Below are 25,569 nucleotides of genomic sequence, written 5' to 3'. Positions count from 1 at the left end.
CCTATTTTAAGCTAGGCTCCCTGTCACTGACAAAGACTGCTTTTGCATGCTTTCAGAAAGCAGTCGATACGCGATAACCTTCTTCTTGTACTGTTTCACGACATCGATATGGTCATCGTAGCTGTACACAAACAGCTTTACATCTTTTTTGCCTTTTTTCGTATCTATCACGAGCGGTGTTCCGCCGTTTTCAGGGTATAAATAACGCTCTTCGTCGCCTGGATAAATATAATATTTCTCCAGGAAGACAGCTTCGTTAAATTGATCGATCATGTGCCTTTTCTCTTCACCCTCGAGCCGTTTTCCATCTAGAGAGAGAACAGCATCTTCGTCGTTCAGCTTGGCGTGAACCTCGAATTTGCTGAGCAGCCATTCTATGACGCCTGTTGGCAGGCAGGTTAATACGATTTTCACCAGACTCATGAGGATTAACATCACGATAGCCCATGTCATACTTCATCATCTCCGTTAGTTTTCCGTGTGCCGCTGACACACAATTCCATCCTATCATAAGCTGGCCGTTTCGTTTTTGTACATTATGTGAAAAAAAGTGCAGCCTTGCTGCGGCCGCACTTTTTTAGCTTTCTAGCTCTTCTATCATGAGGGACAATTCCGTCCAGCGATCCATCGCTGCCTCAAGCTCTTCCGCTGTTTTTGCCTGCTCGGCCATCAGCTCTTGAATTTTCCCGAAATCACTGCCCGCGGCGGCGATATCCGCTTCGAGCTGTTCATGCTTTTCTTCAAGCTCGGCAATTTTATCTTCAATGCCGTCCCATTCAAGCTGGTCTTTGTAAGAAAGCTTTTTCCGTTTTTTCTTCGGTTCCGCTTCAGCCGGTTTGATTTCTGTTGCGGGTTTTTCAGCCGTTTTTTTCGCTTTGGCCTGCTCCATATAGTCGCTGTAGGAGCCTTGGAACCGTGAAATCACGCCATTCCCTTCAAATACAATCAAACGGTCTACGACGCGGTCAAGGAAGTAGCGATCATGGGATACGGTGATGACAACGCCAGGGAACTGTTCAATATAATCCTCAAGCACGCTTAACGTTTCTGTATCCAAGTCGTTCGTCGGCTCATCGAGAAACAGCACATTCGGCTCCTGCATCAGAACCTGAAGCAAATATAAGCGCCGTTTTTCTCCACCGGACAGCTTGCGGATATAGGTTTGCTGCATGGAGCGTGGGAAGAGGAAGCGCTCAAGCATTTGTTCAGCGGTGACAATATCGCCGTCCTCTGTTTTCACGACTTCCGCTGTTTCTTTAATGTATTCAATCACCTTCAGCTCACCGTTCATTTCACTGTGATCCTGGGTATAGTAGCCGATTCTTACTGTTTGGCCGATCGTAATATGCCCGCCGTCAGGAGTGATTCGTCCGGCAAGGCTGTTTAACAGTGTTGTTTTCCCAATGCCGTTCGGCCCGATGATCCCGATTCGTTCACCTGGTATAACCAGTTCATTGAATCGATCGACAAGCACGTTTCCTCCATAAGCGATTATCACGTTCTCCGCTTCGATTACTTGCTTTCCAAGACGATGGGAGCCGATCGCAAAGTCGAGCGAGCCGGCTGACTGAGGGCCTTTCTGCTCCTTAAGCGACTCTACCCTGCCGATTCTCGCCTTTTGTTTTGTGGAGCGTGCTTTCGCTCCGCGTCTGAGCCAGGCCAGTTCACGGCGCAGCAGATTTTGCCGCTTCGTTTCTTTTTGCTCGGCCTGCGCTTCCCGTTCCGCGCGCTTTTCCAAAAAGACTTCATAGTTGCCTTTGTAGGTATAGAGACTGCCCCGTTCAAGCTCATAAATGCGGTTTGTCACGCGGTTTAAGAAGTACCTGTCGTGCGTCACCAGCATGACGCCGCCTGGATATTGCGCCAAATACCCTTCAAGCCATTCAATCGTTTCATTATCCAAATGGTTCGTCGGCTCGTCTAAGATCAGGAGGTCGGCGGGCTGGATTAAGTTTTTCGCAATCGCCACCCGTTTTTTCTGTCCGCCTGAGAGCTCGTTGACAGGCTTTGTCACGTCAGTTACTCCCAGCTTCGATAACACCGTTTTCGCCAAGGTATTCGCATCCCACGCATTGTTTGCATCCATTTTAGCCTGCGCAGCCAGCAGGTGTTTCTGGCGTTTTTCATCTTCCGGGTCTTCTCCCAGTTCATAGAGCGCCTTTTCATATTCACGGAGCGTTCTCATGACAGCCGATTCACCGGAATAAATATGCTCCAGTACAGTTTGTCCGGCAGGCAGCTGCGGGTCCTGATGAAGAAATTCAACATGCACGCTGCCGGATTTGGCGATGTCGCCTTCTTCAACAGATTCCAAGCCGGCAATCACTTTCAGCAGCGTTGATTTTCCGGTGCCGTTAGGCCCGATTAATCCGATTCTCTCATTCTCTTCAATATGAAAGGAGATATGGTCAAATAACGTCTTATCTCCGTATGTTTTGTAAAGGTTCTCCGCTTTTAGTATGCTCATGGTTCCTATCAATCCTCACGTAAGTTCATGTGTACATTTTAAATCAGCCGCTGGAATAAAACTAGTAAAAGAGCAGACAAATTTCATGGAAATACCGGACAAAAAAAAAGACCGGGGACTCTGTCCCCAGTCTCTTACTCTTCTTCAAGCGCTTTTTCTGCCATTTTAGCGAGATGCTGCGCACTGCCTGAGATCTCCTGCATCGTGGCGGAAATCTGTTCAACAGCAGCAGCTTGTCCGTCAGTATGCTGATTAATCGATTCAATCGATTCTTCCAGCCCTTTTAACAGGCTGTGGATTTTTTTCGTGATCTGATCGATCTGGCCGACATTTTCTTTCGAATGCGTCGCAAGCTTTCTGATTTCATCCGCTACAACAGAAAATCCTTTTCCGGACTCCCCTGCCCGTGCGGCTTCAATCGCAGCATTTAAACCGAGCAGATTGCTCTGGTCAGAAATGCCTTTAACGGTTACTGAAATATCGGCGATTTCTCCCGCGCTTTCGCTTACCTTTTTCGCTTGTGAGGAAATGCCCGACATTTGCGATGAGAATCCGTTAATTGATTCAGAAATATCGGAAATGGCCGCAGCCGTTTGTTCAACAACTGCCGATAAGCTTTCCGCTACATCATGAAGCTTAGAGGACTCCTCAAGGCTCGTGCCGAGGCCCACTCCCCCAATCACTCTTCCGTTCTGGTCATGAAGCGGGATGGCGCGTGCGATCAATGGAAAGCCGAACAATTCTTTCGGCACCATGCTCGTTTTTTTCTGATTGCTGCGGATCGCGTCTGTGATGATATCCCCTTCCTGCAGCGGATCTCCGGCTTTTACGTTAAGGGAAAAGGTTTTTGCCGGAATATTGACCAGCAATTTCTCCGTATCATAAATGCCGATTGTAATATCATCCTGAACCAGGCTGTTTAAATAAGGGGCTACTTTCACAAATGCGTCTAGAAGATCTGCTGTTTCATTTTCCGTTCTTATGCTCAATTCCAATCACTCCTTTTATTAGTAAGGGAAGCTGCGTTTTTCGTGCTGAACCGAAATCCATTTCAGCGTCGTAAATTCTTCAAGACTCCACTCGCCATTTAATCGGCCAAGGCCAGATTGCTTTTCGCCGCCGAAGGCCACATTCGGTTCATCATTAATCGTCGTGTCATTAACATGGATCATGCCCGTTTCAATGCGTTTCGCAAAAGCCACGCCGCGTTCAAGATTTGAGGTATGCACGGCTCCGCTTAAGCCAAATGGGGTATCGTTCGCGATATCCACCGCTTCGTCTTCTGAATCAAACTTCATGAAGGAGACGACTGGCCCGAACAGCTCTTCCTTTGCAATGCTCATAAACGGTTTCACGTCTTTTAAGATGGTCGGCTCCACGATCGTCCCGTTAAATCCGCCAAGCTTCACTGGAACAGCCCCTTCTTCAATCGCTTTCTCAACAGATTTCATTAACCCGTCAGTCTGCCTGCTGTTGATTAAAGGCCCGATAATCGTATCAGGGTCCATCGGGTCGCCAACTTTCAGCGATTCCACTTTTGCCTGATACAGCTCAAGGAATTGATCATAAATTGATGAGTGAACCAGTACGCGATTGGCTGACATACAAATCTGGCCTTGATGGGTAAATCTGCTGAACACTGCCGCATTGACTGCATATTCGATATCCGCATCTTCAAGCACGATAAAGGCGCTGTTTCCGCCAAGCTCAAGAAGCGGCTTTTTAAAGTGCTTCATCGCGAGCTGGCCGATGTAGCTCCCCACTTTCGTAGATCCTGTAAATGAGATGATCCGCGGCACCGGATGTTCGACAAAGCTGTCACCGATTTCTGCAATGTCAGTGACAACAACATTCAGCAGTCCTTCCGGAACGCCCGCGCTTTCAAAAATCTTCGCAATCAGCGTACCGCCGCAAATCGGTGTTTCTTCGTGCGGCTTCAAAACGACGCCATTGCCTGCTCCGAGTGCCGGCGCTACTGATTTCATAGATAAAAAGAATGGGAAGTTAAAAGGACTGATGACACCGACAACGCCTGCCGGTACGCGATATAATCTGTTTTCCTTGCCGTCTATTGTAGAAGGAAGAATTTTCCCTTCCATACGGACAGGGAACGTCGCCGCTTCTTTCATGATATTTTTCACGAGTCCGATTTCAAAAGCTGCTTTCAGCCTTGTTCCGCCCAGCTCTTCCATAATCAAATAAATGATGGCTTCTTCATTCTCTTCGATATACGTAACGGCTTTTTCTAAGATTGCTCTTTTCTCGAATGGGTTGACCGCATCCCATTTTTTCTTTGCCAAAGCCGCTGCCCGGTACGCTTCATCCACATCATCAGCAGTCGCTTTTTGAAAGGATGTGATTGTTTTTTGAGTATAAGGATTTTTGTTTTCCAATACATTTGGGCTGCTGCCCTCCTGCCATTTTCCGCCAATAAATTGTTTGTTTAATTCTTCATATTGAAACATGGTCAGCATCTCCTTTTTAACAGCAAATCAAAATATGGCCAATCTATCATTTCTATCGGTTCACCATCAGCAAAATTCAATATCCCGTTTGTAAAAATTACTATATTATGATACGCCAACGCTTTTTAGCTTCTATCGTTTAAAGCAGAAAAATATATGATTGACGCCGTCAAATTTCGACAATATAATACAACGAGAAATGTATATAATGATTAGAATATTTTGAATTTTCCAGGAGGAACTTTTTTATGAGTTCATTATTTAGAAAAAAACCGCTTGAAACATTAAATGCGCAGAGCCAGTCAAAAAGCCTCGCCCGTACTTTAAGCGCATTTGATTTAACACTTCTCGGTATCGGGTGTGTCATCGGCACTGGGATTTTCGTTATTACAGGAACTGTGGCCGCGACCGGTGCCGGTCCTGCCCTGATCTTATCGTTTATTTTAGCGGGTCTCGCCTGTGCGCTTGCCGCCTTCTGTTATGCTGAGTTTTCGTCTTCGATTCCGATTTCAGGAAGCGTTTACTCATACTCCTATATCACACTTGGAGAGCTGCTCGCCTTTTTAATCGGATGGGATCTCATGCTTGAATATGTCATTGCGCTGTCGGCGGTTGCCACAGGCTGGTCTTCATACTTTCAATCGCTGCTCGCCGGCTTTAACTTTCATATTCCGGCTGCGCTGACAGGAGCTCCGGGAAGCTCGCCGGGCGCCGTGTTTAACCTTCCGGCTGCGGTCATTATTCTCATCATCACTGCAATTGTCAGCAGAGGTGTCAAAGAAAGTACACGCTTCAACAACGTGATCGTGCTGATGAAAATCGGAATTATTTTATTGTTCATTATTGTCGGCTTCGGTTATGTCAAACCGGATAACTGGACTCCTTTTATGCCGTTTGGAATGAAAGGCGTCATTGTGAGCGCGGCAACGGTTTTCTTCGCGTATCTCGGATTTGACGCAGTTTCCAACGCTTCAGAAGAAGTGAAGCATCCGCAAAAAAATATGCCGATCGGCATCATTTCAGCTCTGGCCGTCTGCACCATTTTGTACATCACGGTATCGCTTGTTTTGACAGGTATGATGCCTTATGCCAAATTAAATGTCGGTGACCCGGTATCCTTTGCGCTTAAATTCGTCGGCCAGGATGCGGTTGCGGGAATTATTTCTGTCGGCGCTATCATCGGAATCACAACAGTGATGCTCGCATTGCTGTATGCCCAGGTCCGTTTAACCTTTGCCATGAGCAGAGACGGTCTTTTGCCGGGATTGTTCGCAAAGATTCATCCGTCATTCAAAACGCCTTTCCGCAACACATGGCTGACAGGAATCGTCGCGGCAGGGATCGCAGGATTTATTAATCTCGGCACACTTGCGCACCTTGTAAACATGGGAACGCTTGCGGCATTTACAGTTATTTCGATCGCTGTGATTGTGTTAAGAAAAAAACACCCGGAAATCAAAGCCTCCTTCAGGGTGCCGTTCGTTCCGGTTGTGCCAATCATCAGCGCTGGAATATGCCTTTGGTTTATGTACAGCCTTCCAGGCATCACATGGCTTTCATTTGTCATCTGGATCGCCGTCGGAACGATCGTTTATTTCCTTTATGCAAAAAAACACAGCTTATTAAACAAATAATTGTAAGCCGTCGGTGCGGACATTTCAAACGTCCAATCCGCCGGCTTTTTTCGTTTTTGCGTGTGCTATACTTTGAGTACACATATAGAAAGGAAGACAAGCCTTGAAACCATACCGCACTTTATTATTTGATGTAGATAATACCATTTTGGATTTTACAGCGGCAGAAAAATTAGCGCTGCGCCTGCTGTTTGAAGATCAGAACATTCCGCTTACCGATGAAATGGAATCCCGTTATCAAACAATTAATCAAGGCCTCTGGAGAGCCTTTGAAGGCGGAAACATGACTCGCGATGAAGTGATGACCACCCGCTTTTCCGCTTTGTTCAAGGAATATGGCTATGAAGCAGACGGAGTGCTGCTAGACCAGAAATATCGCCGTTTTCTTGAAGAAGGGCACCAGCTTATGGACGGGGCTTTTGATCTCATCGCAAAACTGGAACAGCATTTTGATTTGTATATCGTGACAAACGGCGTTTCCAGTACTCAATATAAGCGTCTCAGAGATTCAGGATTATTTCCGTTCTTTAAGGACATTTTCGTTTCTGAAGACACAGGTTTTCAAAAGCCGATGAAAGAGTACTTCGACTATGTGTTTGAACGGATTCCCCATTTTTCAGCGGAGCACACCTTAATCATCGGCGATTCGCTGACAGCGGACATCAAAGGCGGACAGCTCGCCGGAATTGATACGTGCTGGCTTAACCCTGGCATGAATCTAACTGAAACAGAGGTTGTGCCAACGTATCACATCCGTAATCTTGAAGAGCTATACTATATTCTGAAAATCGAAAATACAATCATCAACTGTTAATGTTTTTTGGCGGCGGGCGCTGCTCTTTCCAGAAGGAGTCTTTTTTCCTCTTGATAAATCCTTCACCTTATGAATAATATGGTGGTATGCATTGGTGATATATGTTAGGAGGAGAATCATTTGGCTATTGCCGCCCCGCTGAAGGAAAAACCTGTTCAAAAACCGGGCACCACCGTGTATCCGATTTTGTTTATCATCGGAATCTGCCACATGCTCAACGATTCGCTTCAGGCTGTGATTCCGGCCATGTTCCCGATTTTGGAACGCTCCATGAGTTTGACGTTCACACAGCTCGGCATCATCGCTTTTACGTTAAACATGGTGTCATCCGTCATGCAGCCTGTCGTCGGCTGGTATACGGATAAACGGCCGCGGCCGTACGCCCTGCCGATCGGGCTGACTGCCAGCATGCTCGGCATATTGGGCCTTGCATTTGCCCCGTCATTTGTGACGATCTTGTGCTGTGTGTTTTTCATCGGATTAGGCTCTGCTATTTTTCATCCGGAAGGCTCCCGTGTGGCTTATATGGCCGCCGGCACAAAACGCGGGCTTGCCCAGTCCATTTATCAGGTCGGAGGGAACTCAGGCCAAGCGATGGCGCCCCTGATTACCGCGCTGATCCTTGTTCCGCTCGGACAATTCGGTGCTGTCTGGTTTACACTTGTAGCCGCGCTCGCCGTTATGTTTCTGCTTTATATTGCAAAATGGTACGCCGCTCGGCTCGGCAGTCTTGCACAGAAGCAGGGCACCCAAAAGAAAGCCGCTGAACAAAACTCGTCTGTCACCAAGTCCGTTATAACCGCTCTTATTATTATTATCTTTTTGATTTTCGCGCGTTCTTGGTATACGAGTGCGATCGGCAACTTTTACACGTTTTACGCGATGGATACATATCACGTAAGCATTCAGCAGGCTCAGAGCTATATTTTCGTCTTTTTGCTGTTTGGCGCTGTCGGAACCTTTCTCGGCGGCCCGCTCGCAGACCGTTTTGGAAAACGAGTTGTCATTCTCGGCTCACTGCTGTGCTCAGCGCCGCTGGCGATTCTGCTTCCATTTGCCGGCCCGGTTCTGGCCTATGGCGTACTCGCTTTGATCGGCTTGGTTCTCATGTCGAGCTTTTCCGTAACGGTTGTGTATGCACAGGAGCTTGTCCCCGGAAAGATTGGCACGATGTCCGGTTTAACCGTCGGCCTCGCCTTCGGTATGGGAGCAATCGGAGCTGTGGCCCTTGGCGCTCTCATTGATGCTGCGGGACTGACCCCGACCATGATTGCCATTGCGTTTCTCCCGATTCTTGGCATCCTTGCGTTTCTTTTGCCGAGTGATCAGAAACTGAGAGAATGGCATAGCTGAAAAAACCCCTGCCACCTGGCAGGGGTTTTTTAATCAAGCTGTATAAAATGAGTGTCCGGCACCGCATGCTTCGGGATAAAGCCGTCCGCAAAGTCCGGAAATGCCGACTGTATTTCGTCAATCCACCTTTTCAGGTTTAATATATAAGGCATATAAATCATTTCAATTGTCGCTTCGTCTTCAATGCGGTAATACCAGCAAAGATTAAATTCGTTCTCCGTCACCAATGTGAATCCGGAAAAATGATAGAAAATCAGCGGCGTTTCATCTAGATAAACGCGGCCGTCCTTTTGAGTCACCTTATAGTTTTCTATATTCCAAAGCGCCGTATTGGCTCCGGTTGATTTGACAACATGCACACCCTGATACTGCGCCGGCCACTTCTCCACATACCTTTGATCACCGTACGTCTTTCTTTTCGTATTCATTTCCACCGTGCAATATTCAATGCAATCCTGTCTCCACTGCCACACCGCTTTATAGGCTTCTTCCGTATTCCGGGCTCCGACAAAGCCTGTGTTAAACCGTCCGGTTCGCTCATAATAAGACATGAACCGCGGCGAGTTGCGGTGATCGGTCAAATACAGTGAAGCCGCCGGGTTTTCGGCAAAAATACGCGCTGGATCAGAAAAGAAAAACAGATCGGTATCCATATGGGCATAATATTCGGCGTCATCCCACTGACTCATGACATGGAACAAAAATGCGGGCTTCAGTGTCCAGCAATACTCATGGAACGTTCTGTTGCTTTTCGCTTCCAATAGCTCCGGATCTTCCATTTCATGAAGCTGCACAAAGGTGACATGCTCCCATGGCACGTGCTGAAGCAATTCATATGCCTTCTGATCGACACACAGCACATATAAATGAAAATCATCACAATGCTCATGGAGGGAATGAATCATAGGCATCAGTTTAAAGATGTGCGTCCTTGACACTATTGTTGAAAAATGAAATTGACTCACCATACCACATCCATTTATCTAAGATCCACGTGCAGTAAATCATTGACAAGCGCATACAGTGCATTGGCAAAATCGTTCACGCCAAGCTTCTTCTTCGCTTTTGGCAGAAGCTTTTGAACGGCTTGCAAATCAAAGCTTTTCGCAGTCACCCGCGGTGTTTTTTTCTGCCAATCCGGGTCCAGATTGCGATCCTTCACGACATGGAGCAGCTCAAGAAACAGATGCAGCAGCATGTCGTATTTCTTCGAGTCCAGCAGCTTATGAATATCATCCATGATCCTGTTGGTCATGTCCGGAGGGAATGGGCCGTTAAAGGCAAGATGAACGTCTAATGACTGAATGTTGTTATATTTGTCGCACATATAGGCAATGTTTGCTCTGATATCGTCTACTGACTGGCAATTGCTCGGGTGCTCCTGATGAACGCTGACAATATCTCGATGCAGCCTGAACGTGAGTCCGGCCTGATGGAGCCTGATCCCAAGATCATAATCCTCAAACCCGTACCGCACAATGCCTTCGTCAAACAAACCGAGATCAGCCACATGCTTTCGTTTTACTGATGAATTGTTTGTGATAAAAAAACGCCACGGCATATGGTAGCCCTTTAAGTCATCGCCGTATTCATCCAGTATCCGCTTCAGCACGTCAATAAAATCGGTATCAAGGTCAAAGCTTTGATCCAGAAAGCTTTCGTTTTTGATATCCGCTTCCGCCAGAAGCTTTTGTTTGTCTTTTTTCGGCATTTCATCATATAATTTTGCGAGCTGCTTCTTATGTTCATCTTCAAAGCGCTCATAATAATAGCTGTAGATCCTTTTCCAAAATAAACCGCACACGACAAGATTCTCTTCGTTTTCATGCGCTTTGATATGCTTTGCCACAAGATCCTTGGCAGCAAGCATATCGCTGTCATGAAATATCAAAATATCTCCTCTGGCATTGCGGACCGCCTGATTTCTTCCGTATGCAATGCCCCTGTTTTCTTTAATCCGTACAAAAATCAACGGAAAGTCCGCTTGAAACGATTTGAGCATCGAGAGCGTTCCGTCCTCAGAGCCATTATCCGCTACGATGACCTCAAACTCGTCATCGCACTCCTGCTGATTTAAAGACAGAAGGCTGTTATAGAGGCGCTCCTTTGAATTATATGCAGGAATAATAACGCTTGCTTTCACTTCATTTTCACTTCCTGTATTTAATCATTTATTTGTTATCATCTTTTGAAGCAAAACCGTTAAATTCAGGGTCAAGCGCTTTGATATGCTGAATGATATGCGGCAGGGTCTGCTGGTACAGCTCATGCACGAACGGCAGGTCTGTGCGTGTTGTTTCGTGAATCTGTTTGATTTCATTGATGCTGACGATTCGATATCCGCTGAAATGATAGAAGATCAGCGGATTTCCATCTTCCAGCACAATTCGGCCATCCTTCCAGGAAAACGTATGCTGTCCGTAATTCCAATGGCCGATGTTCACACCTGGTGTCGTAATGTCACACACATTCGGAAACAGCTCAGACATATAATCCAAATAGCCCTGATCCCCGAATTTCCCTTCACCCGGCGCATTTTTACACTCCTCAAGACAGCGCTCCTTCCACCACTCCAGACAGTCCGTTCCTGCTTTATCATGTTTAAAGCTGATAAAGCCCGAGTTATATCTGCCTAACAAACGCTGCAGCATATCAATTTGCTCTCTTTCAAAGGAAGGGATGATAATATCGCCCCGGGAAAGCAGCACCGAGCAGTCCGGCTGGTTCGCAAATATCGGTGACGGATCGGTGTAGAAAAATAAATCTCCGTCAATATACGTCACCCGTTCCAGTTCAGGATTGCTGTTCAGCACAGCTTGCAGAAAGATCGGCTTCATCGTCCAGCAGTATTCGCTTTGATCCCGTGTATCCTTCAGCTTCAGGAGCGTTTCATTTTCAAGCGCTGCCACCGGTACAAGTGTCAGCTGCTTCAGATTCAATTTCTGCAATACGCGGTGCGTGTCATCATCCATACAAAGCGTAAAAATGGGGCTGTCTTGATCGACTTGCGCTAAAGACTTAAATAAGGCGACTGCCTGATATAATCTTCCTTTTGATAAAACGGTGCAATAGGCGCTCGTCACGGTATGTTCACCTCATTTCGCGTTACTTTTTGAAGAATTCTGTATACCACGCAATGGTTTTTTCAAGTCCTTCATCAATGGTGTAAGCAGGTGTCCAATTCAGCAGCTTTCTCGCTTTTTCCGCAGATAAATATTGGTGCTTGATTTCATTGCTTCCCTGATTCAGCACCTTCGGCTTTAGATTGCTGTTCATTTTCTTTAATATTTTCTCGACTAACTCAAGCACAGTCAGCTGAATCTCATTGCTGAAGTTAAAGGCTTCCCCGGCGAGATTGTGTTCCTCCATTTTCTCCGCCAGAAGCAGATAAGCCTGAACGGCATCTTCAATATAGAAATAGTCGCGGACAAAGGTGCCGTCGCTGCGGATTTCAGGAGCTTCCCCGTTCAGCACAAGCTGAATCGTCTGCGGAATGATACGGTTGAAGTTCAAATCCCCGCCGCCGTACAGATTTCCGCAGCGTGTAATACAGACCGGCAGGCCATAGGTGTGAAAATACGTATGGCTGATCAGATCCGCGCAGCTTTTCGATACGTCGTACGGATGCTTGCCTTGCAGCGGCATATCTTCATCGTACGGAAGGTTTTCTTGATCGCCGTATGCTTTATCGCTTGACGCGACAATGACACGCTTGATTAACGGATGCTTCCGGCAGGCCTCAAGAACATTCCACGTGCCGAGAATATTCGCCTCAAAGGTGGAAACCGGGTTGCGGTTCGCAACGCCGACAATCGCTTGTGCAGCGAGGTGAAACACCGTGTCGATTTCATACTCGCCAAGTGCGCGTTCAATCACAGGCAAGTCTTCAAGAGCGCCCTGCACGATGTTCATTTTCTTCACATGTTCTCCCTGATATAGGTTGGACTGAGGCACATGATCTCTGACAAGCCCCGTCACGTTTGCGCCCTGTTCGATCAGCTCTTTCACCAAATAGCTTCCTAAAAGACCTGTACAACCCGTGACAAATACGTTTTTATTTTTCCAGAAACTCAAATCAGTTCACCATACCTTCCATACATGTTGTCCTTGATCCCACAGCTTGTTGACTTCCAAAAGATTTTTATACGTATCGATTGCCGTCCAAAATCCGTAATGGCGATACACGGCAAGTTCACCGTCTTTCGCAAGGTTCTTCAGCGGTTCATCTTCGAACATGGCGTTTCCGTCCTCCGGCAAATAATCGAAAACCTTTGGATTGAGAACGAAAAATCCGCCATTGATGATGCCGTCACTCGATGTCTTTTCAGAAAATGTTTTCGCTATGCCATTCTCAACCGTTAAGGTGCCGAACTGCGAGACTTTATCAATGCCGGTGACAGTCGCGGCAGCACCCTTTGTCTGATGATAGCTGATGAGATGAAAAAGATTGATATTGGCCAGCCCGTCCCCATAGGTGAGCATAAACGTTTCATCGCCGATGTAGTCCTTCGCCTGCAAGATTCTTCCGGCTGTCAGCGTGTCTTCCCCTGTCTCCAAAAATGTGATTTTCCACGTTTCAGGCTGTCCCAGCATCTGCACCTCTCCTGTAGAACTGTCGAGCGTGAGGCTGTTGTGCTTCCATTCGTAGTTCAGAAAATATTCTTTGATTTTTTCTCCTTTGTAGCCTAAAAGCAGAATAAACTCGTTCACTCCGTAGTACTGATAGATTTTCATAATATGCCATAGAATCGGTTTTCCGCCTATCATGGCGAGCGGTTTAGGAAGTTCATTCGTGACCTCACTCATTCTCGTTCCTTTTCCGCCGCAGAGAATGACCGCTTTCATCTCTACCCCTCATCTCTATGAATATTGAGTTCGAAACCTTGGTACCTCCTTACAATCTATCAAGGCATTTCCCCGATAATTTGTCCGATTCCAATACCGGTTTCAAAATCTACTGTAATGATATGAGAGAGAGGCGGCCTTGGTGACCAAATGGAATCTATTTTTTCAACTTGGTTATATAACCACACAAAAAAAGAGCCCTGAGCGCGGCAATGCGCCCGCTCAAGGCTCTTCTTTGTCTTATTCGATATCTTTTTCCTTGCCGTAATGATAATCAGAAGGATCAACGGCTTTAAAGTCACTGAGTTTGTGGAACCTCAGCAAGTCTTTGTAAAGGACACTGTCTGAAAGCTTCAGCTGCTGTGTCACTCTCGTTTTCAGGTTCTTCGTATCTTCATTCGCTTTTACTTCTTTACCTGTCTTCGTATCATAGATGATATTGTCGACAGATGTGTACTTCGGCGTTACGAAGTCGCCGTTTCTAAACGCCACTGTGTCGTCGTGGTCTTTAGAGAATAAATCGGTACCGAAGTTGATATATTTCTCAGAATCAATACCTTGCAAGTGAAGAAGTGTCGGCATGACGTCAATTTCGCCGCCATACGTATGGTTCACTCCGCCTTTTTTGCCAGGAATGCGGATCATCAGAGGCACACGCTGGTTTTGCGCGTTTTGATAATCTGTGATCTCTTTTCCGAGAATTTCTTTCATCGCGCGGTTATGGTTTTCAGAAATCCCATTGTGGTCACCGTAAATCATGATGACTGAGTTGTCATACAGACCTGCTTCCTTCAGTTCCTTGAAGAATTGCTCAAGGGACTCGTCAAGGTAACGGGCAGTCTGGAAGTAGCTGTCGACTGTATTATCGCCAGTCGTCGCTTTCTTAATCGTCGCGTCTTTTTCATCCAAGTTAAACGGATAATGGTTTGTCAAGGTAATCAAATGCGCGTAAAACGGCTTTTTCAGAGATTCAAGTTTTGGAATCGATTCTGTAAAGAACGGCTTATCCTTGAGCCCCATATTAATGATGTTTTCTTCTGACATGTCATACGTGCTTGCGTCGAAAAATTTGTCATAGCCGATATGTTTGTAAATCTGATCGCGGTTCCAGAACGATTTGTAGTCACCGTGCAGGACGGCGCTTGTATAGCCTTCCTTCTGATCCAAAATCGCAGGAAGCGACTGGTATGTGTTTTCGCCTTTTGTTACAAATGCGGAGCCTTCCGGAAGACCGAAGATCGAGTTATCCATTGTCAGCTCGGCATCAGATGTTTTACCCTGACCTGTCTGATGGAAGAAGTTATCGAAGTACGTGACGTCTTCGCCGCCGTGGGCCAGTTTATTTAAGAATGGCGTAACTTCCTCACCGTTAAGCTTGTAATCAATCAGGAACGACTGGAAGCTTTCCAGATGAATCTTAATGATGTTTTTGCCTTTGGCAGAACCAAAGTACTCAGCGTTCGGCTTCGCGTAATGTGACGTCGTGTAATTCTCGACACTTGTCAGATCATCGCTGCTTGCATACGCTCTTTGCGTTTCTGTTTGAGCCGTCTGCACACCGTCATAAATGGTGTAATTGTAAAGACCTAAGTATTTTACGATATAATTGCGGTCAAACGTTCTTGTCAGCAGCTGCGGGCGGTCTTTTTCCGCAAAATGCAGGTTGATGAAAAACAGTGCGACCCCGGAAAGAATCACCAAAGACGCAAAACGTTTTTTCATTTTGAATCCTTTGAATTCAGGTCTCCAGATCAGTACCGCAATCAAGATGATAATATCTAAGAAATAGAAAATATCATGACCGGCCATGATGCTGAAAATACCGTCTCCCATGTTGCCGACGTTGCCGGACTGTTTAATGTTCGGGAACGTTAAGAAATCATCAAAGAAACGATAGAATAAAATATTTGCATATAAAATGAACGTCATCACAAAATCAATAATCAGCATGATAATAGCCGATTTTCGCCCTTTCGCAAGCAAAGCCAGTCCTAAAAAGAAGACGGCGCTTGAGAACGGGTTAAACACCAAAAGGATTTCTTGGGTTGTGCCTTTTACCCCAAGGTTAAACTCTGTTTTGTAGGATAAATACGTTTTTGCCCAAAACAGTATAACAGCCAACACAAAAAAGCTAAGTTTGTAAGAAAAAAGTTTCTTCATGGCAACCTCTACTTTCTTAAACACTTTAAGTCTTTATTTACTTTTACCTTCTCTTTTATCCTGTCTTCCAATTCCTTCTTTCCAAACAAAATCAAGGCATCACACAACAAATAAATATACCGCGCTATACCGGGATATTTACGTTTTGCACCATACCATTTCTATTACACCTATTTCAAACCAAACACTGGACGAAAGAAGCCCTCAATTCGTTTCACTTTTTTTCTCGTAAATAAAAAAGGTTTCTTTTGTCATGCCCGCTTTTGGAAAAAAAGAAATAGATACCGAGTATAAGAATAACATAAACTAGCAAAAACGAGAAATAGGTCTTAAGGACAGCCCGCCCATCAGGCGGACTGTGGTTATTGTATGCACAGACGTTTAGCGAGATCACATTTTTTTTAAAAAGGACATAACAAAAGGACTGGATCTTTCCAGCCCTTTGTAAAAACAATCAAATCCCTGACCAGACATCCTTTGCATACATGCCTGTTTCCTGCAGATGTTTGAGCCATGTTTGCGCTTCTTCTTCACTGGTGCCATGAACAGACTGATACGCGTTTTGCAGCGCGGCCTCCACATCAGGCGCCATCCTGCTGCCGTCACCGCATACATAAAGCCGGCCGCCGCGGTCGAGGATCGAAATTAAGGTTTCCGCATGTTCCGCCATGAGGTGCTGAACGTACGTTTTCGGTATGCCTTCTTTACGGGAATAAGCGATGTGCACAGTAACAATTCCTTCTTGTTCAAACTGCTTAAGCTCATCCCGGTAAATATAATCGCGGTCATTTCTGCAGCCAAAATAAAGATGGGCTTCGCCGAGCGTTTTTCCCTCGCATTTTAAAGCTGACCGGGCTTGCAGGAATCCGCGGAATGGCGCAACCCCTGTTCCCGGCCCCACCATGATGATTGGTGTTTCAGGGTCTTCCGGGAGCTGAAATCGGGATTCCGGTGCGCGGACAAACATCACGACATCATCTCCCGCCTTGCGCTCCGCCAAGTCATTCGATGCCACTCCGCGATATTCGCCGTGTCCGCTCCAAGCCGGCCCGCGCACAACGCCTACAGTTATCGAGGCTTGTTCCGGATTCACCCGCGGAGAGCTTGAAATCGAATAATACCGCGGTTTTAACGGGCGTAAAAGCTCTAAAAACCGTTCAAACGGCATTTCACATGCTTCATATTGTTCGAGCAGATCCAGCATGGAAATCCGTTTTTTCAAAATTTGTTCCTGATAAACGCCCTCTTCTGTCATATCTTCCAATTCACGTTTATGAGGCGGACAGACGGTAAATGCGGCCAGCTCGCGTATTTGCGCCCTTGTTGCCGCTTCCTGCACCTCGACGCTGTAGCTGAGCAGATCATGCAGGCTGACAGGCCGATCCAAAGGCAGATGCCCCGAGCTGCGCCCGCTTGCCGTCAGTGTGACTTGGTCAGTTCCTTTTAAGCCGAATCTGTGAAGAATCCGGCTGACATTTGTCCGGCTGTTCCTTGGCAGAACGCCAAGGTGATCGCCCTCCCGGTACTCGACGCCAGAAGGCAGCGCAATTTCAATATGGCGGGTGCTGCGCCCACTGTCTGCGGACTGGAGTTCACGATTTTCCGCAATGGATGCGTGAACCGCTTCATACGACCGGGCTAATGGGGATTCTCCAAGCCCCCTGACAAACTGAAGGCTCAGCGTGCTTCTCTCCTTATCAGCGTTTTCATTAAGCTCGAGTCCGAAGGCTTTGATGGCGTCCGACCACATGCTTTTTTTCCACTGGTCAAGCTGTCCTTCAAAATCGCCGCTCACATCGCCCTCTCCGCGTGCAGAAAAACGGGTCGCCCCTTTTTCCGCTAGCTGCTCGTCAATGGTTCGGGGTACATACTGATACGTGCTTGCCCAGTTATGATCTCCGCAGCCAAACACCGCATAATGGACACCCTCAAGCTCATCTGGCCGTATTTCTTCAAGCCACTGCACAAACTGCCCCGCATTGCTTGGCGGTTTTCCATTGTAGGAAGAGGTGACGATCACAACGGCTCCCTCTTTCGGCAGCTTTCCAATCTGATCGTTCAAGGGCGCCACCTCAGTCCTTACGCCGTGAAGACTGGCTGTATCTGCAAGCTCCCGGGCGACGCCTTCCGCGGTGCCGGTATCAGAGCCATACAGTACGAGAAGCGGCCGGTTGTTGAGACCGATAACCGATGCACTTTTCGTTTCCTGTTTGCCCTTTTGTTCATCGTCGTGCGCCGCTTTTTCCTCAGACGGGACGCCGGCATGAATCGCTTCCTGATTTCGCGTTTGAACCCGGATGTGAAAATCACCGGGCTTAAGTGTCAGCGTTTGTTTGATATCAAGCTCATAATTCTCATGATCAATCAAAGTGAAATACTTTAAAATCATGCCCAGCACAAGTGTAGCCTCATGCAGGGCGAACTGCATGCCAATACAGGCTCTCTGGCCATTCCCGAACGGCTTGTAAGCATGATGAGGGACTTGGTCCTGATGTTCGAACCGTTCTGGACGGAATTCCTCAGCATCCTCTCCCCATGCGTCTTGATCGCGGTGAAGCTGCGGAATCAAGACAGAAATTCTGTCCTTGGTTGTGATCGGATATTTTCCGCCAATGACCGTATCTTCCTTCGGATAAAGGCTGAAAGCCGGAGCCGTCGGCCATAGACGCAATGATTCATTTAAAATCATCCGGATGTATTTCAGGTCAAGCACTTGTTTATAGGTCGGCGCTGCATCCGTCAGCACCCGGTCGACCTCTTCATACGCCTTTTTCAATTTGTCGGGATGCTTCAATAAAAAGTAGATTGCAAACGAAAGCAGGCCGCTCGTTGTTTCATGGCCGGCAATTAAAAATGTAATGATCTGAAAACGGATGTTTTCATCATCAAGCTTTTCTCCGGTCTCCGGATCTTCCACTTTCAGCATCCGGGCGAGCAAGTCTTTTTCATCCTGGTCCCCATCCGCCTTGCGCTCTGCAATAATGCTGTCGACTAACGAAAACATCGTTTGAATATCGTGGTGGAATTGGCGCTTTGTTCTGACCATGAGTTTATCTTGAACATCAAGCCGCTGCATCTGGTGCATCGCTTCATCCAGCGCGCGCACCATGCTGTTGATAAACGGATGAGGCGTTTCTCTGTAGTAGCTGTTAAAACGATAGTTAAATCCGCATAACCCGATCGTGTCCAGCGTCAGCCGGGTCATATCCGCAGGGACGTCGACTGCTTCATTCGGATTGAGCCTGGCCCACTTTTGAATCAGTTGAACAGCGATATCGACCATTTTTTCATGATAATCCTTCATGGCCCGCTGGCTGAACGTCGGCATCAGAATGTTGTGCGCTTTTCTCCAGTTGGGCTCATGCGTCCAGCTTGTAAACAATCCGTCACCGGAAAACGCGCGAACTTTTTCCAAAGCGCCTTCAATGCTTTTATCGAAACGCTCTTCATCACAAACTTCTTTCACGAGTTCATGGCCGGACACCACAATTGTCGTGCCCGCCGGTGTGTGAATTTGAAAAATGGGGCCTTGCTCGTCCGCCAATTTGATCAGTGACAGGGTCGGTTTATCTTTATCAATTAAAGGAAGATTGCCGAGCGGTCCAAACGTCTTCGGCTGAGGAATCGGGCTTATTTCCTTCATCGAACCATTCCTTTCATATGTAATGCTTTCTATCTGACTACATTTCCCTTTCATGGTGACGATTATTCCATTTCTCTGATTGACGCCTGATCATTGTTTTTTCTATACTTGAGAAGCTGTACAATACGCAAATAAGGTGAGTTCATATATGGATTTTGAAATTCGATTTTTATCCTTTTACGTCATACAGGTGGAGGGCAAGGATGAGCAGGCAAACAAGCAATTCAAGCACTTCCAGACCCTTGATACAGAGGAATTTGAAGAAAGCGAACTGAAGGACTTTCTTGACGGAGAGCTGAAAAAAATCGTCAAACGGAAAGCGGACCGCCATCCGCAATCCGAGCAGGTGCCGACGAAAATCGGCCATTTTATCGTCGAACCCGGCCACGAGCTGGATTCCAACCCGAACTACAACATGTTCAACCGCGCGCGCCTGGCGGAAACAAAAGAGGACTTTAATGAGCTGAGCGAACAGTTCGTCCGTACGTACCTTGATACAAGCGCGGTCCGCGGCGGTGTGTTCTTAGTCGCTTCGGCTGTGCCGAGAAAGTACTTCGACGAGTCATTTGTCTTCATTATGAAATGTGATTTTGAACCGAAGGTCGCCCGCATCTCAGACGCTTCTTCCCTCATTAAAAAAGTCGAAATGGCCATCACGACAAAAAACATGAAGAGCATCCAATACCCGTTCATGCCGGAGGAAGGAATGGTCGAGGAAGGCGAGCTGAAAATCCACCAAGCCTCGCACGCCCGCTATTTCGAGGATTTCCTGAAATTCGTTGAGTACGGCGAATCAATGCCGGAAATCATGAAAACCCAGGTCATGAACATGGTGCAGGAGCACGTCTATGAGACATTTGAGGACAACAGTGAAGAGCTCAAGCAGTTTGAACAAGACATCGAAATCTGGGAAGCCAGCGAAAAGCGGGAAATCCAAGAGCGCCTCGACACACATCAAGTGATCGAAGCCTCCGCCCAGATCATCGAGCACACGCCGGAAGCCGAGCTGAAAATGAAAGTCGGAGAAACCGAGATTAAGGGATTGCTAGCTGATTTTGGCGAATCGATTCACCTAGCGAAGGTGAACGGTCGCTATGTCGCGCTGATTGAAGCCGAGACGATTTCGTTTGAGAAGGGCAGTTCGCCGGTGGAGTTTTATAAGCCTGAAGGACTGTATGAGGTGATTGAGCGGATACGGAATAAAACAGAGCAAGAATAAAAAGTCCAGAATTCAATTCTGGACTTTTCCTATTTAATACCCTTCCCTCAACACCTCATAACACTCCCCGATCAGCTCTTCCGCTCCCGGCTGGCCTTTCAGCCCGCGGCGGACGATTTCTGAGGATAAATCCTGCACTTTGAGCGCTCTTGGCGCTCTTCTTTCGTAGTATGCATGAAATGCGGTTTTGATGCCGTCGTGGTTTTTGAGTTCTTCGGCGAGGACCATGGCATCCTCGATGGCCATTGCCGCTCCTTGTGCGAGGGTCGGCGCTCCGGCATGGGCGGCGTCTCCCCCGATGACGACGCGTCCTTTGTACCATGGCTCCTGCACTGCAACCTGCTCCAGTTTATTAAAAATGACAGGATGCTCTTTTGACATATGCTTTGTAACAAAATTGAGCCCCGGAAAGCCAGAGAGAATCTCTCTTACTCTATCAAACCGGGTCTCTTCCTCATCCCAATAATCGCTCATGCAAGGCTGAAGGACGAAAACATAGCCTGCGTGTTCCGCCAAAGGCACAACGCCGATTTGTGTCTCTCCGCTTCTGTACATCAATGTCGCGTCCTCAAAGGTATAATCAGGAAACTCGATATAAAAGCGCCACGCCCCCATGCCGAGAAACTCTTTTTCTATTTCTTTTTGCAGCATGGCATCCCGCACAATGGAATGAATGCCGTCAAAGCCCGCCAGAATGTCGGCCTGCATCTTTTCTCCATTATCAAATACAGCGGTAACCGCTTCAGGCGTTTCTTCATAAGCCACAATCTTTTTCCCCCACAAGATCCTTGCACCCGAAGCTTCGGCATGCTTGATGAGAATATCATTTAACGTTTTTCGCAGAATATTATTGCGGCCCGGAAGCTTATCATCTAAGAAAGACTCACTGACTTTGAATAATAGATTTCCCTGCTTATCAAATGTTTTAAACCATGCTGTTTGAAATCCATGCTCGCAGCACTCTTCAAATACGCCCAGCTCCTTTAACACCGCCAGTGCGTTTTGCGGCTGCAGAATCCCTGCGCCGGTCTTGCGGTTTTCTGCAGCCGCTTCACATAAGGTGACGGAAAAACCTGCTTTACTGAGAGAAATGGCTGCCGACAGCCCGCCGATTCCGCCCCCCGCAATCAGTATATGTTTCATGTTGATAACCACCTTTTCAGTTCTCTATATATAGTTAGGCACCTAACTACATTACCTTACTATGTGCGGCAAACAGCTGTCAATCATCTCCAACACAGGTTGCGTTCTGATTTCCCCTCCATTATAATCGTGTCACGACAAACGACGGGAGCTTATTGTGATGGAATTAAAACATTTACCGAAATACAAGCATATAACAGAGCATGCCGAGACATATTCCAATGTGGACGCCGGTTCTCTTGAATTATTTTTATCTTTGTTTGATATCTCGAAAAAAATGAATCATGTGATGGAGCATTATTTCGCCAGACGCGGACTGTCTGAAGGAAAATTTAAAATCCTGATGCTTTTGTTCGACGCAAAGGATCACACGTTAAGCCCGACGGAGCTCGCCAAGCAATCAAACGTCACAAAAGCTACGATTACCGGCCTGCTTGACGGACTGGCGAGGGACGGATTTGTCCGCCGCAGGCATCACACCGAGGATAAACGAAAAATGAGTATCGAGCTGACAAAGGAAGGCAAAGAACGGCTGGAGCAATTTCTGCCCGGCCATTTCAGCAAGATTTCCGCTGTTATGGAAAACTACAGCGAAGAGGAAAAAGACATGTTCGTGAATATGCTGGGCAATCTGTTTGAAAGGCTGAGCGTGTTTAAAGACTAAAAAAACCCGTCCGGTCTGGACAGGCTACAGCGTCTTTTCTTCTGCAGCCGGATACGTATCCGGCTGTTTTTTCTTTATGACCGTAACAAATATGCCGCTGATGACACATACAATGCCGATCAAATGCACAAGCTCAAACGGCTCCTTCAATATCACGCCTGACAAAATGACAGCGGAGACCGGAAGAACGGATGTGAAAATGCCCGATACCCCCGCCGGCACCTTCGTCACCCCGCTATACCATAAGTAAAACGCCAAAACGGTCACAAAAAGCGCGTAATACAGCACATACGACCAATCCAAAACAGTCGGCACGCTGAAATCAAAAGAAGAGGCCTCAAACAAAGCAAACGGGAGAAAAAACAGGAAGCCGAAAAGCGATACGAAGGTCGAGATCGCCAATGCCGAAATATGCGGAGATAGCAGCTTGGCCATCAATGTAAACAACGCTTCGCCAATGACTGCGGCAATGATCAGCATGTTGCCGAATAAGGCGTTCGGCGTCCCGTCTTGGCTCCCCGCTCCAAACAGATTAATCGTCAGCACACCGCAAACCGCCAGCAAAATGCCGATCAGCGTCTTTTTCTCAATTTTTTCTCTCAACAGGAAAAAGGATAAAATACCGATTACCATCGGGGTTGTGCTTGTCAAAATGCCGCTTTCCGTTCCTGTTGTATATTGAACCCCATACAGCAGGCAAATACTGAACAAAAACACACCTGTGAATGATTGCACCAGCAATACGAACACATCTTTTTTCGTTAAAGCCGGAAACCCTTTTTCAATGCAAAACAGCAGCGTCAGCAATACGATAGAGGCCAGCAAAAAACGCAGTCCCGAGGATAGAAAAACCGGAATGCGCTCGACCATCAGCTTGCCGACGACGACCGAGCTGCCAACGATCGTCATGGCTGCTGTCAAGGAGACATAAGCGCCCATTTGTTTTTTCATTACAACATCACCTGCCTTTTTATGTATGACGAAAAGCGCCTATCCAATGACAGGCGCTTTCTGATTAATCATCACTGCTTAAAATGCCAAAGAAGCGAAGCAGGTTGATGAACAAGTTGATAAAGTCAAGATACAGTGACAATGCCATAACCGGAATTAAGTCCTCTGTAATATGACGGTGTTTGATTTGGTTTAAATCATACAAGATGTAAAGGGAAAAGACGATGGTTCCGATCACGGAATACGCCATCATCGCCGCTGAGTTTAACGGGCTGAAAATGTTGAAAATGCCCACCACTGCGAGTGCGAGCACCGCTACCAGCAGAAATGACCACAGGAAGGATAAATCCTTCTTCATTTTTGCGCCGATTGTGCCGAGAACGGCAAAAATGACAAATGTAGAGCCAAAGGCTTCAAGCACGACATAGGCGCCGGCGATGGAAGCGTAGTGGCTGACGATCGGAAATAACGTAATGCCGGAAACGAAAGCGAATGTATATACAAACGCATACCCGACCGCTTTTCTTCTGCGCATCCAGAAGGCTAGAATAATCATCCCCACTTCAAGAATGGAAAGCGGCAGCATCAAAGCGACAGGAACAAATTGGCCGATATAAAGGCCGACAGTCGCGATCAGCAGCGTGAAGACAAAGACTGTCAAAATGCGCTGCATGATCGATTGCTTACTCTCGTGAACCGTAGCTTGCATGTCAAAAATCCTCCTAAGAAATGATCTTAAAGGTCTATTATATAAAAAATGGATGAAATATGTATATGTTTTAAGGAGAATTTAATGTCGAACAAAGGCCTTTAAAAACACCTCTTTTACTTCGATTCTTTGCTTTTCAGTGAGAAGCGGTGCTTTTCGACCTTCTCAATCTGTGTGACCTGGGAATCGTGTACGGTGATTTGAACAGTGCCGAAATCCAGTGTTTCCAACGAACTGATGATTTTTTCAATCACTTTCGGATCAACGGTTGTTTTTGAAACCAATGACCTTCCCCCCTCTGTTCGGTTTTAATTCATAGTATTCTTATAAGAATTATAATATTATGTTTTTTCCAATAAATCAATGGTGATTTCTATTCAAATCAAAAAGGCATATGATCACCTCATCAAGGGACGGTCATATGCCTAATCAGATTTCATCTTAGTTTTCTTCCAATTCCTCAACAATACAGCGGACGCCCATGTTTTCAAGCGCCTGCTTCAGCGTGCCGTATGTTTCATATTCACTGAAATCAAGCCCTAATTGAATGGATGTTTGGGCGACATCCGGCCGAATGCCTGAAAATACGGCTTTGACGCCAAGTAAGAAAAGCGTTTTTGACAGGTTGTACAATTGCTGTGCAACCATTGTATCCACAATCGGGACGCCGGAAAGATCGACAACAAGACTTGTGATTTTTCTCTCAATGCATCGGACCGGCACTGTCTCTAAAATCACCTGCGCACGTTTTGTGTCGACAGAGCCAATCAGCGGCAATATGCCGATTCCATCCGCAATGGAAATCACCGGACAGCCTAATTCACTGATTAATTCCTGCTGAGAAGTGAGCCTCATCAGCATAAATTTTTGATACTGCTCGGAAAACTCAATAATCAGCTTATCGAAAGACTGATTCACAATACGGTTCCAGCGGTCAGCATCCTCATTTGTGACGATATCCCGATGTTCTTTTATAAACGTAACGACAGCATCCCAGAATGCGATTCTTGAATTTGATATGGCTTCGACGACCTCATGCACCGGAACATCTTGCTCTACTCTGTTTTTCGCAACATTCAGCGCCCATTTTGCCATATTGTCTTGAAATTCGGTTTGTTCCTCCAGGAATGCACTTGCGATTGTTATATTAGTAAACGTATGCTGCTCTGTCAAAAGCTTTTTCGTTTCTTCACTTAAATGGTCGGCGGAATATAATTCGCCTTGCAGCTGACATCGTAAACTGAACCATTTTTCAGTGATGTCAGCCGTATGGTCTATGATATATTGATATAGTTTTTGATCGATATTCACGGCCTGTCTCCTTTTTCATAATAGAAGCTCTTATATTATAAAATTATAAATCGGAATTGTGAATGGGACTAGAGAAAAATGGATTGATTCTGCACATTGAGCGCATGCCAATTCCATCCATAGGCAGATTCACTAATATAAGCCCACTCTCATATCCTGTCAAATGTACAGTTTACTATGAGAAAGGACGT

The 25,569-nt window shown here is 46.5% G+C and carries 20 protein-coding genes and 1 pseudogene; 5 read left to right on the top strand and 16 right to left on the bottom strand.

Annotated features, from left to right (window positions below; all coding sequences use genetic code 11):
• Positions 1 to 6: 6 nt before the first annotated feature.
• The 4 genes from UJ203_RS18280 to yfmT all read right to left on the bottom strand — a co-directional run bounded on the left by UJ203_RS18280 (position 7) and on the right by yfmT (position 4,932).
• The gene (locus UJ203_RS18280; protein WP_044163571.1) at positions 7 to 453 is read right to left on the bottom strand and encodes a YfmQ family protein; all 447 of its coding nucleotides are present in this window, start codon (positions 451 to 453) and stop codon (positions 7 to 9) included.
• Between the two features lie 124 nt (positions 454 to 577).
• Complete coding sequence (locus UJ203_RS18275) at positions 578 to 2,467, bottom strand: ABC-F family ATP-binding cassette domain-containing protein (RefSeq protein WP_322013026.1); 1,890 nt, start codon at positions 2,465 to 2,467, stop codon at positions 578 to 580.
• A gap of 134 nt (positions 2,468 to 2,601) precedes the next feature.
• On the bottom strand, positions 2,602 to 3,006 hold the full coding sequence (locus UJ203_RS20945) for a methyl-accepting chemotaxis protein (RefSeq protein WP_369888597.1): 405 nt from the start codon (positions 3,004 to 3,006) through the stop codon (positions 2,602 to 2,604).
• Between the two features lie 468 nt (positions 3,007 to 3,474).
• Complete coding sequence (gene yfmT, locus UJ203_RS18265; RefSeq protein ID WP_024120534.1) at positions 3,475 to 4,932, bottom strand: benzaldehyde dehydrogenase; 1,458 nt, start codon at positions 4,930 to 4,932, stop codon at positions 3,475 to 3,477.
• Between the two features lie 248 nt (positions 4,933 to 5,180).
• Here yfmT and UJ203_RS18260 point away from each other — a divergent pair, with 248 nt between their 5' ends.
• The 3 genes from UJ203_RS18260 (at position 5,181) to UJ203_RS18250 (ending at position 8,733) form a co-directional block, all read left to right on the top strand.
• The gene (locus tag UJ203_RS18260; protein ID WP_106022429.1) at positions 5,181 to 6,566 is read left to right on the top strand and encodes an amino acid permease; all 1,386 of its coding nucleotides are present in this window, start codon (positions 5,181 to 5,183) and stop codon (positions 6,564 to 6,566) included.
• Positions 6,567 to 6,669: 103 nt separating this feature from the next.
• Entirely contained in the window at positions 6,670 to 7,380 is a 711-nt protein-coding gene (locus tag UJ203_RS18255; protein ID WP_322013021.1) for a YjjG family noncanonical pyrimidine nucleotidase, read from the top strand.
• A 120-nt stretch (positions 7,381 to 7,500) separates the two neighbouring features.
• Positions 7,501 to 8,733: an MFS transporter gene (locus UJ203_RS18250; RefSeq protein ID WP_059293863.1), complete on the top strand. Its 1,233-nt coding sequence runs from the start codon at positions 7,501 to 7,503 to the stop codon at positions 8,731 to 8,733.
• A gap of 29 nt (positions 8,734 to 8,762) precedes the next feature.
• Here the strand turns inward: UJ203_RS18250 and UJ203_RS18245 are convergent, their stop codons facing one another.
• The 7 genes from UJ203_RS18245 to UJ203_RS18215 form a co-directional block, all read right to left on the bottom strand.
• The gene (locus UJ203_RS18245; RefSeq protein ID WP_227599279.1) at positions 8,763 to 9,698 is read right to left on the bottom strand and encodes a putative nucleotide-diphospho-sugar transferase; all 936 of its coding nucleotides are present in this window, start codon (positions 9,696 to 9,698) and stop codon (positions 8,763 to 8,765) included.
• Between the two features lie 14 nt (positions 9,699 to 9,712).
• Entirely contained in the window at positions 9,713 to 10,876 is a 1,164-nt protein-coding gene (locus UJ203_RS18240) for a glycosyltransferase family 2 protein (RefSeq protein WP_322013017.1), read from the bottom strand.
• A 28-nt stretch (positions 10,877 to 10,904) separates the two neighbouring features.
• Positions 10,905 to 11,816 carry a putative nucleotide-diphospho-sugar transferase gene (locus tag UJ203_RS18235; protein ID WP_103672164.1) on the bottom strand — a complete coding sequence of 304 codons (912 nt, stop codon included), beginning with the start codon at positions 11,814 to 11,816 and terminating at the stop codon, positions 10,905 to 10,907.
• A gap of 22 nt (positions 11,817 to 11,838) precedes the next feature.
• Entirely contained in the window at positions 11,839 to 12,807 is a 969-nt protein-coding gene (locus tag UJ203_RS18230) for a GDP-mannose 4,6-dehydratase (RefSeq protein WP_024120527.1), read from the bottom strand.
• Positions 12,808 to 12,813: 6 nt separating this feature from the next.
• Entirely contained in the window at positions 12,814 to 13,578 is a 765-nt protein-coding gene (locus UJ203_RS18225; protein ID WP_322013013.1) for a glucose-1-phosphate cytidylyltransferase, read from the bottom strand.
• 240 nt (positions 13,579 to 13,818) lie between these two features.
• Entirely contained in the window at positions 13,819 to 15,738 is a 1,920-nt protein-coding gene (ltaS1, locus tag UJ203_RS18220) for a lipoteichoic acid synthase LtaS1 (RefSeq protein WP_024120525.1), read from the bottom strand.
• A 454-nt stretch (positions 15,739 to 16,192) separates the two neighbouring features.
• Positions 16,193 to 19,381, bottom strand: a complete 3,189-nt coding sequence (locus tag UJ203_RS18215) for a bifunctional cytochrome P450/NADPH--P450 reductase (protein ID WP_322013010.1) — start codon at positions 19,379 to 19,381, stop codon at positions 16,193 to 16,195.
• Positions 19,382 to 19,529: 148 nt separating this feature from the next.
• Between UJ203_RS18215 and UJ203_RS18210 the strand changes: the two genes are divergently transcribed.
• Positions 19,530 to 20,600, top strand: a complete 1,071-nt coding sequence (locus UJ203_RS18210; protein ID WP_322013008.1) for a DUF3900 domain-containing protein — start codon at positions 19,530 to 19,532, stop codon at positions 20,598 to 20,600.
• 33 nt (positions 20,601 to 20,633) lie between these two features.
• Here UJ203_RS18210 and UJ203_RS18205 read toward each other — a convergent pair whose 3' ends face one another.
• The gene (locus UJ203_RS18205) at positions 20,634 to 21,743 is read right to left on the bottom strand and encodes an FAD-dependent oxidoreductase (protein ID WP_322013006.1); all 1,110 of its coding nucleotides are present in this window, start codon (positions 21,741 to 21,743) and stop codon (positions 20,634 to 20,636) included.
• A gap of 160 nt (positions 21,744 to 21,903) precedes the next feature.
• Here UJ203_RS18205 and UJ203_RS18200 point away from each other — a divergent pair, with 160 nt between their 5' ends.
• The gene (locus tag UJ203_RS18200; protein WP_322013004.1) at positions 21,904 to 22,407 is read left to right on the top strand and encodes a MarR family transcriptional regulator; all 504 of its coding nucleotides are present in this window, start codon (positions 21,904 to 21,906) and stop codon (positions 22,405 to 22,407) included.
• A gap of 24 nt (positions 22,408 to 22,431) precedes the next feature.
• Here the strand turns inward: UJ203_RS18200 and UJ203_RS18195 are convergent.
• The 4 genes and pseudogenes from UJ203_RS18195 to UJ203_RS18180 all read right to left on the bottom strand — a co-directional run bounded on the left by UJ203_RS18195 (position 22,432) and on the right by UJ203_RS18180 (position 25,378).
• Positions 22,432 to 23,423 (bottom strand): annotated as a pseudogene (locus tag UJ203_RS18195) (DMT family transporter).
• The gene (locus UJ203_RS18190) at positions 23,423 to 24,067 is read right to left on the bottom strand and encodes a Bax inhibitor-1/YccA family protein (RefSeq protein ID WP_227599286.1); all 645 of its coding nucleotides are present in this window, start codon (positions 24,065 to 24,067) and stop codon (positions 23,423 to 23,425) included. Before UJ203_RS18190 ends, UJ203_RS18195 begins: the two are co-directional and overlap by 1 nt.
• Positions 24,068 to 24,183: 116 nt before the next feature.
• Complete coding sequence (locus UJ203_RS18185; protein WP_024120518.1) at positions 24,184 to 24,351, bottom strand: YezD family protein; 168 nt, start codon at positions 24,349 to 24,351, stop codon at positions 24,184 to 24,186.
• A gap of 157 nt (positions 24,352 to 24,508) precedes the next feature.
• Complete coding sequence (locus UJ203_RS18180; protein WP_305934925.1) at positions 24,509 to 25,378, bottom strand: STAS domain-containing protein; 870 nt, start codon at positions 25,376 to 25,378, stop codon at positions 24,509 to 24,511.
• Positions 25,379 to 25,569 lie beyond the last annotated feature (191 nt).

It is taken from the genome of Bacillus sp. V26 (assembly GCF_034296245.1).
In the GTDB taxonomy this organism is placed as follows: Bacteria; Bacillota; Bacilli; order Bacillales; family Bacillaceae; genus Bacillus; species Bacillus halotolerans.
The sequence above is the reverse complement of the archived record's forward strand: the minus strand, read 5'-3'. Positions and strand labels throughout refer to the sequence as shown.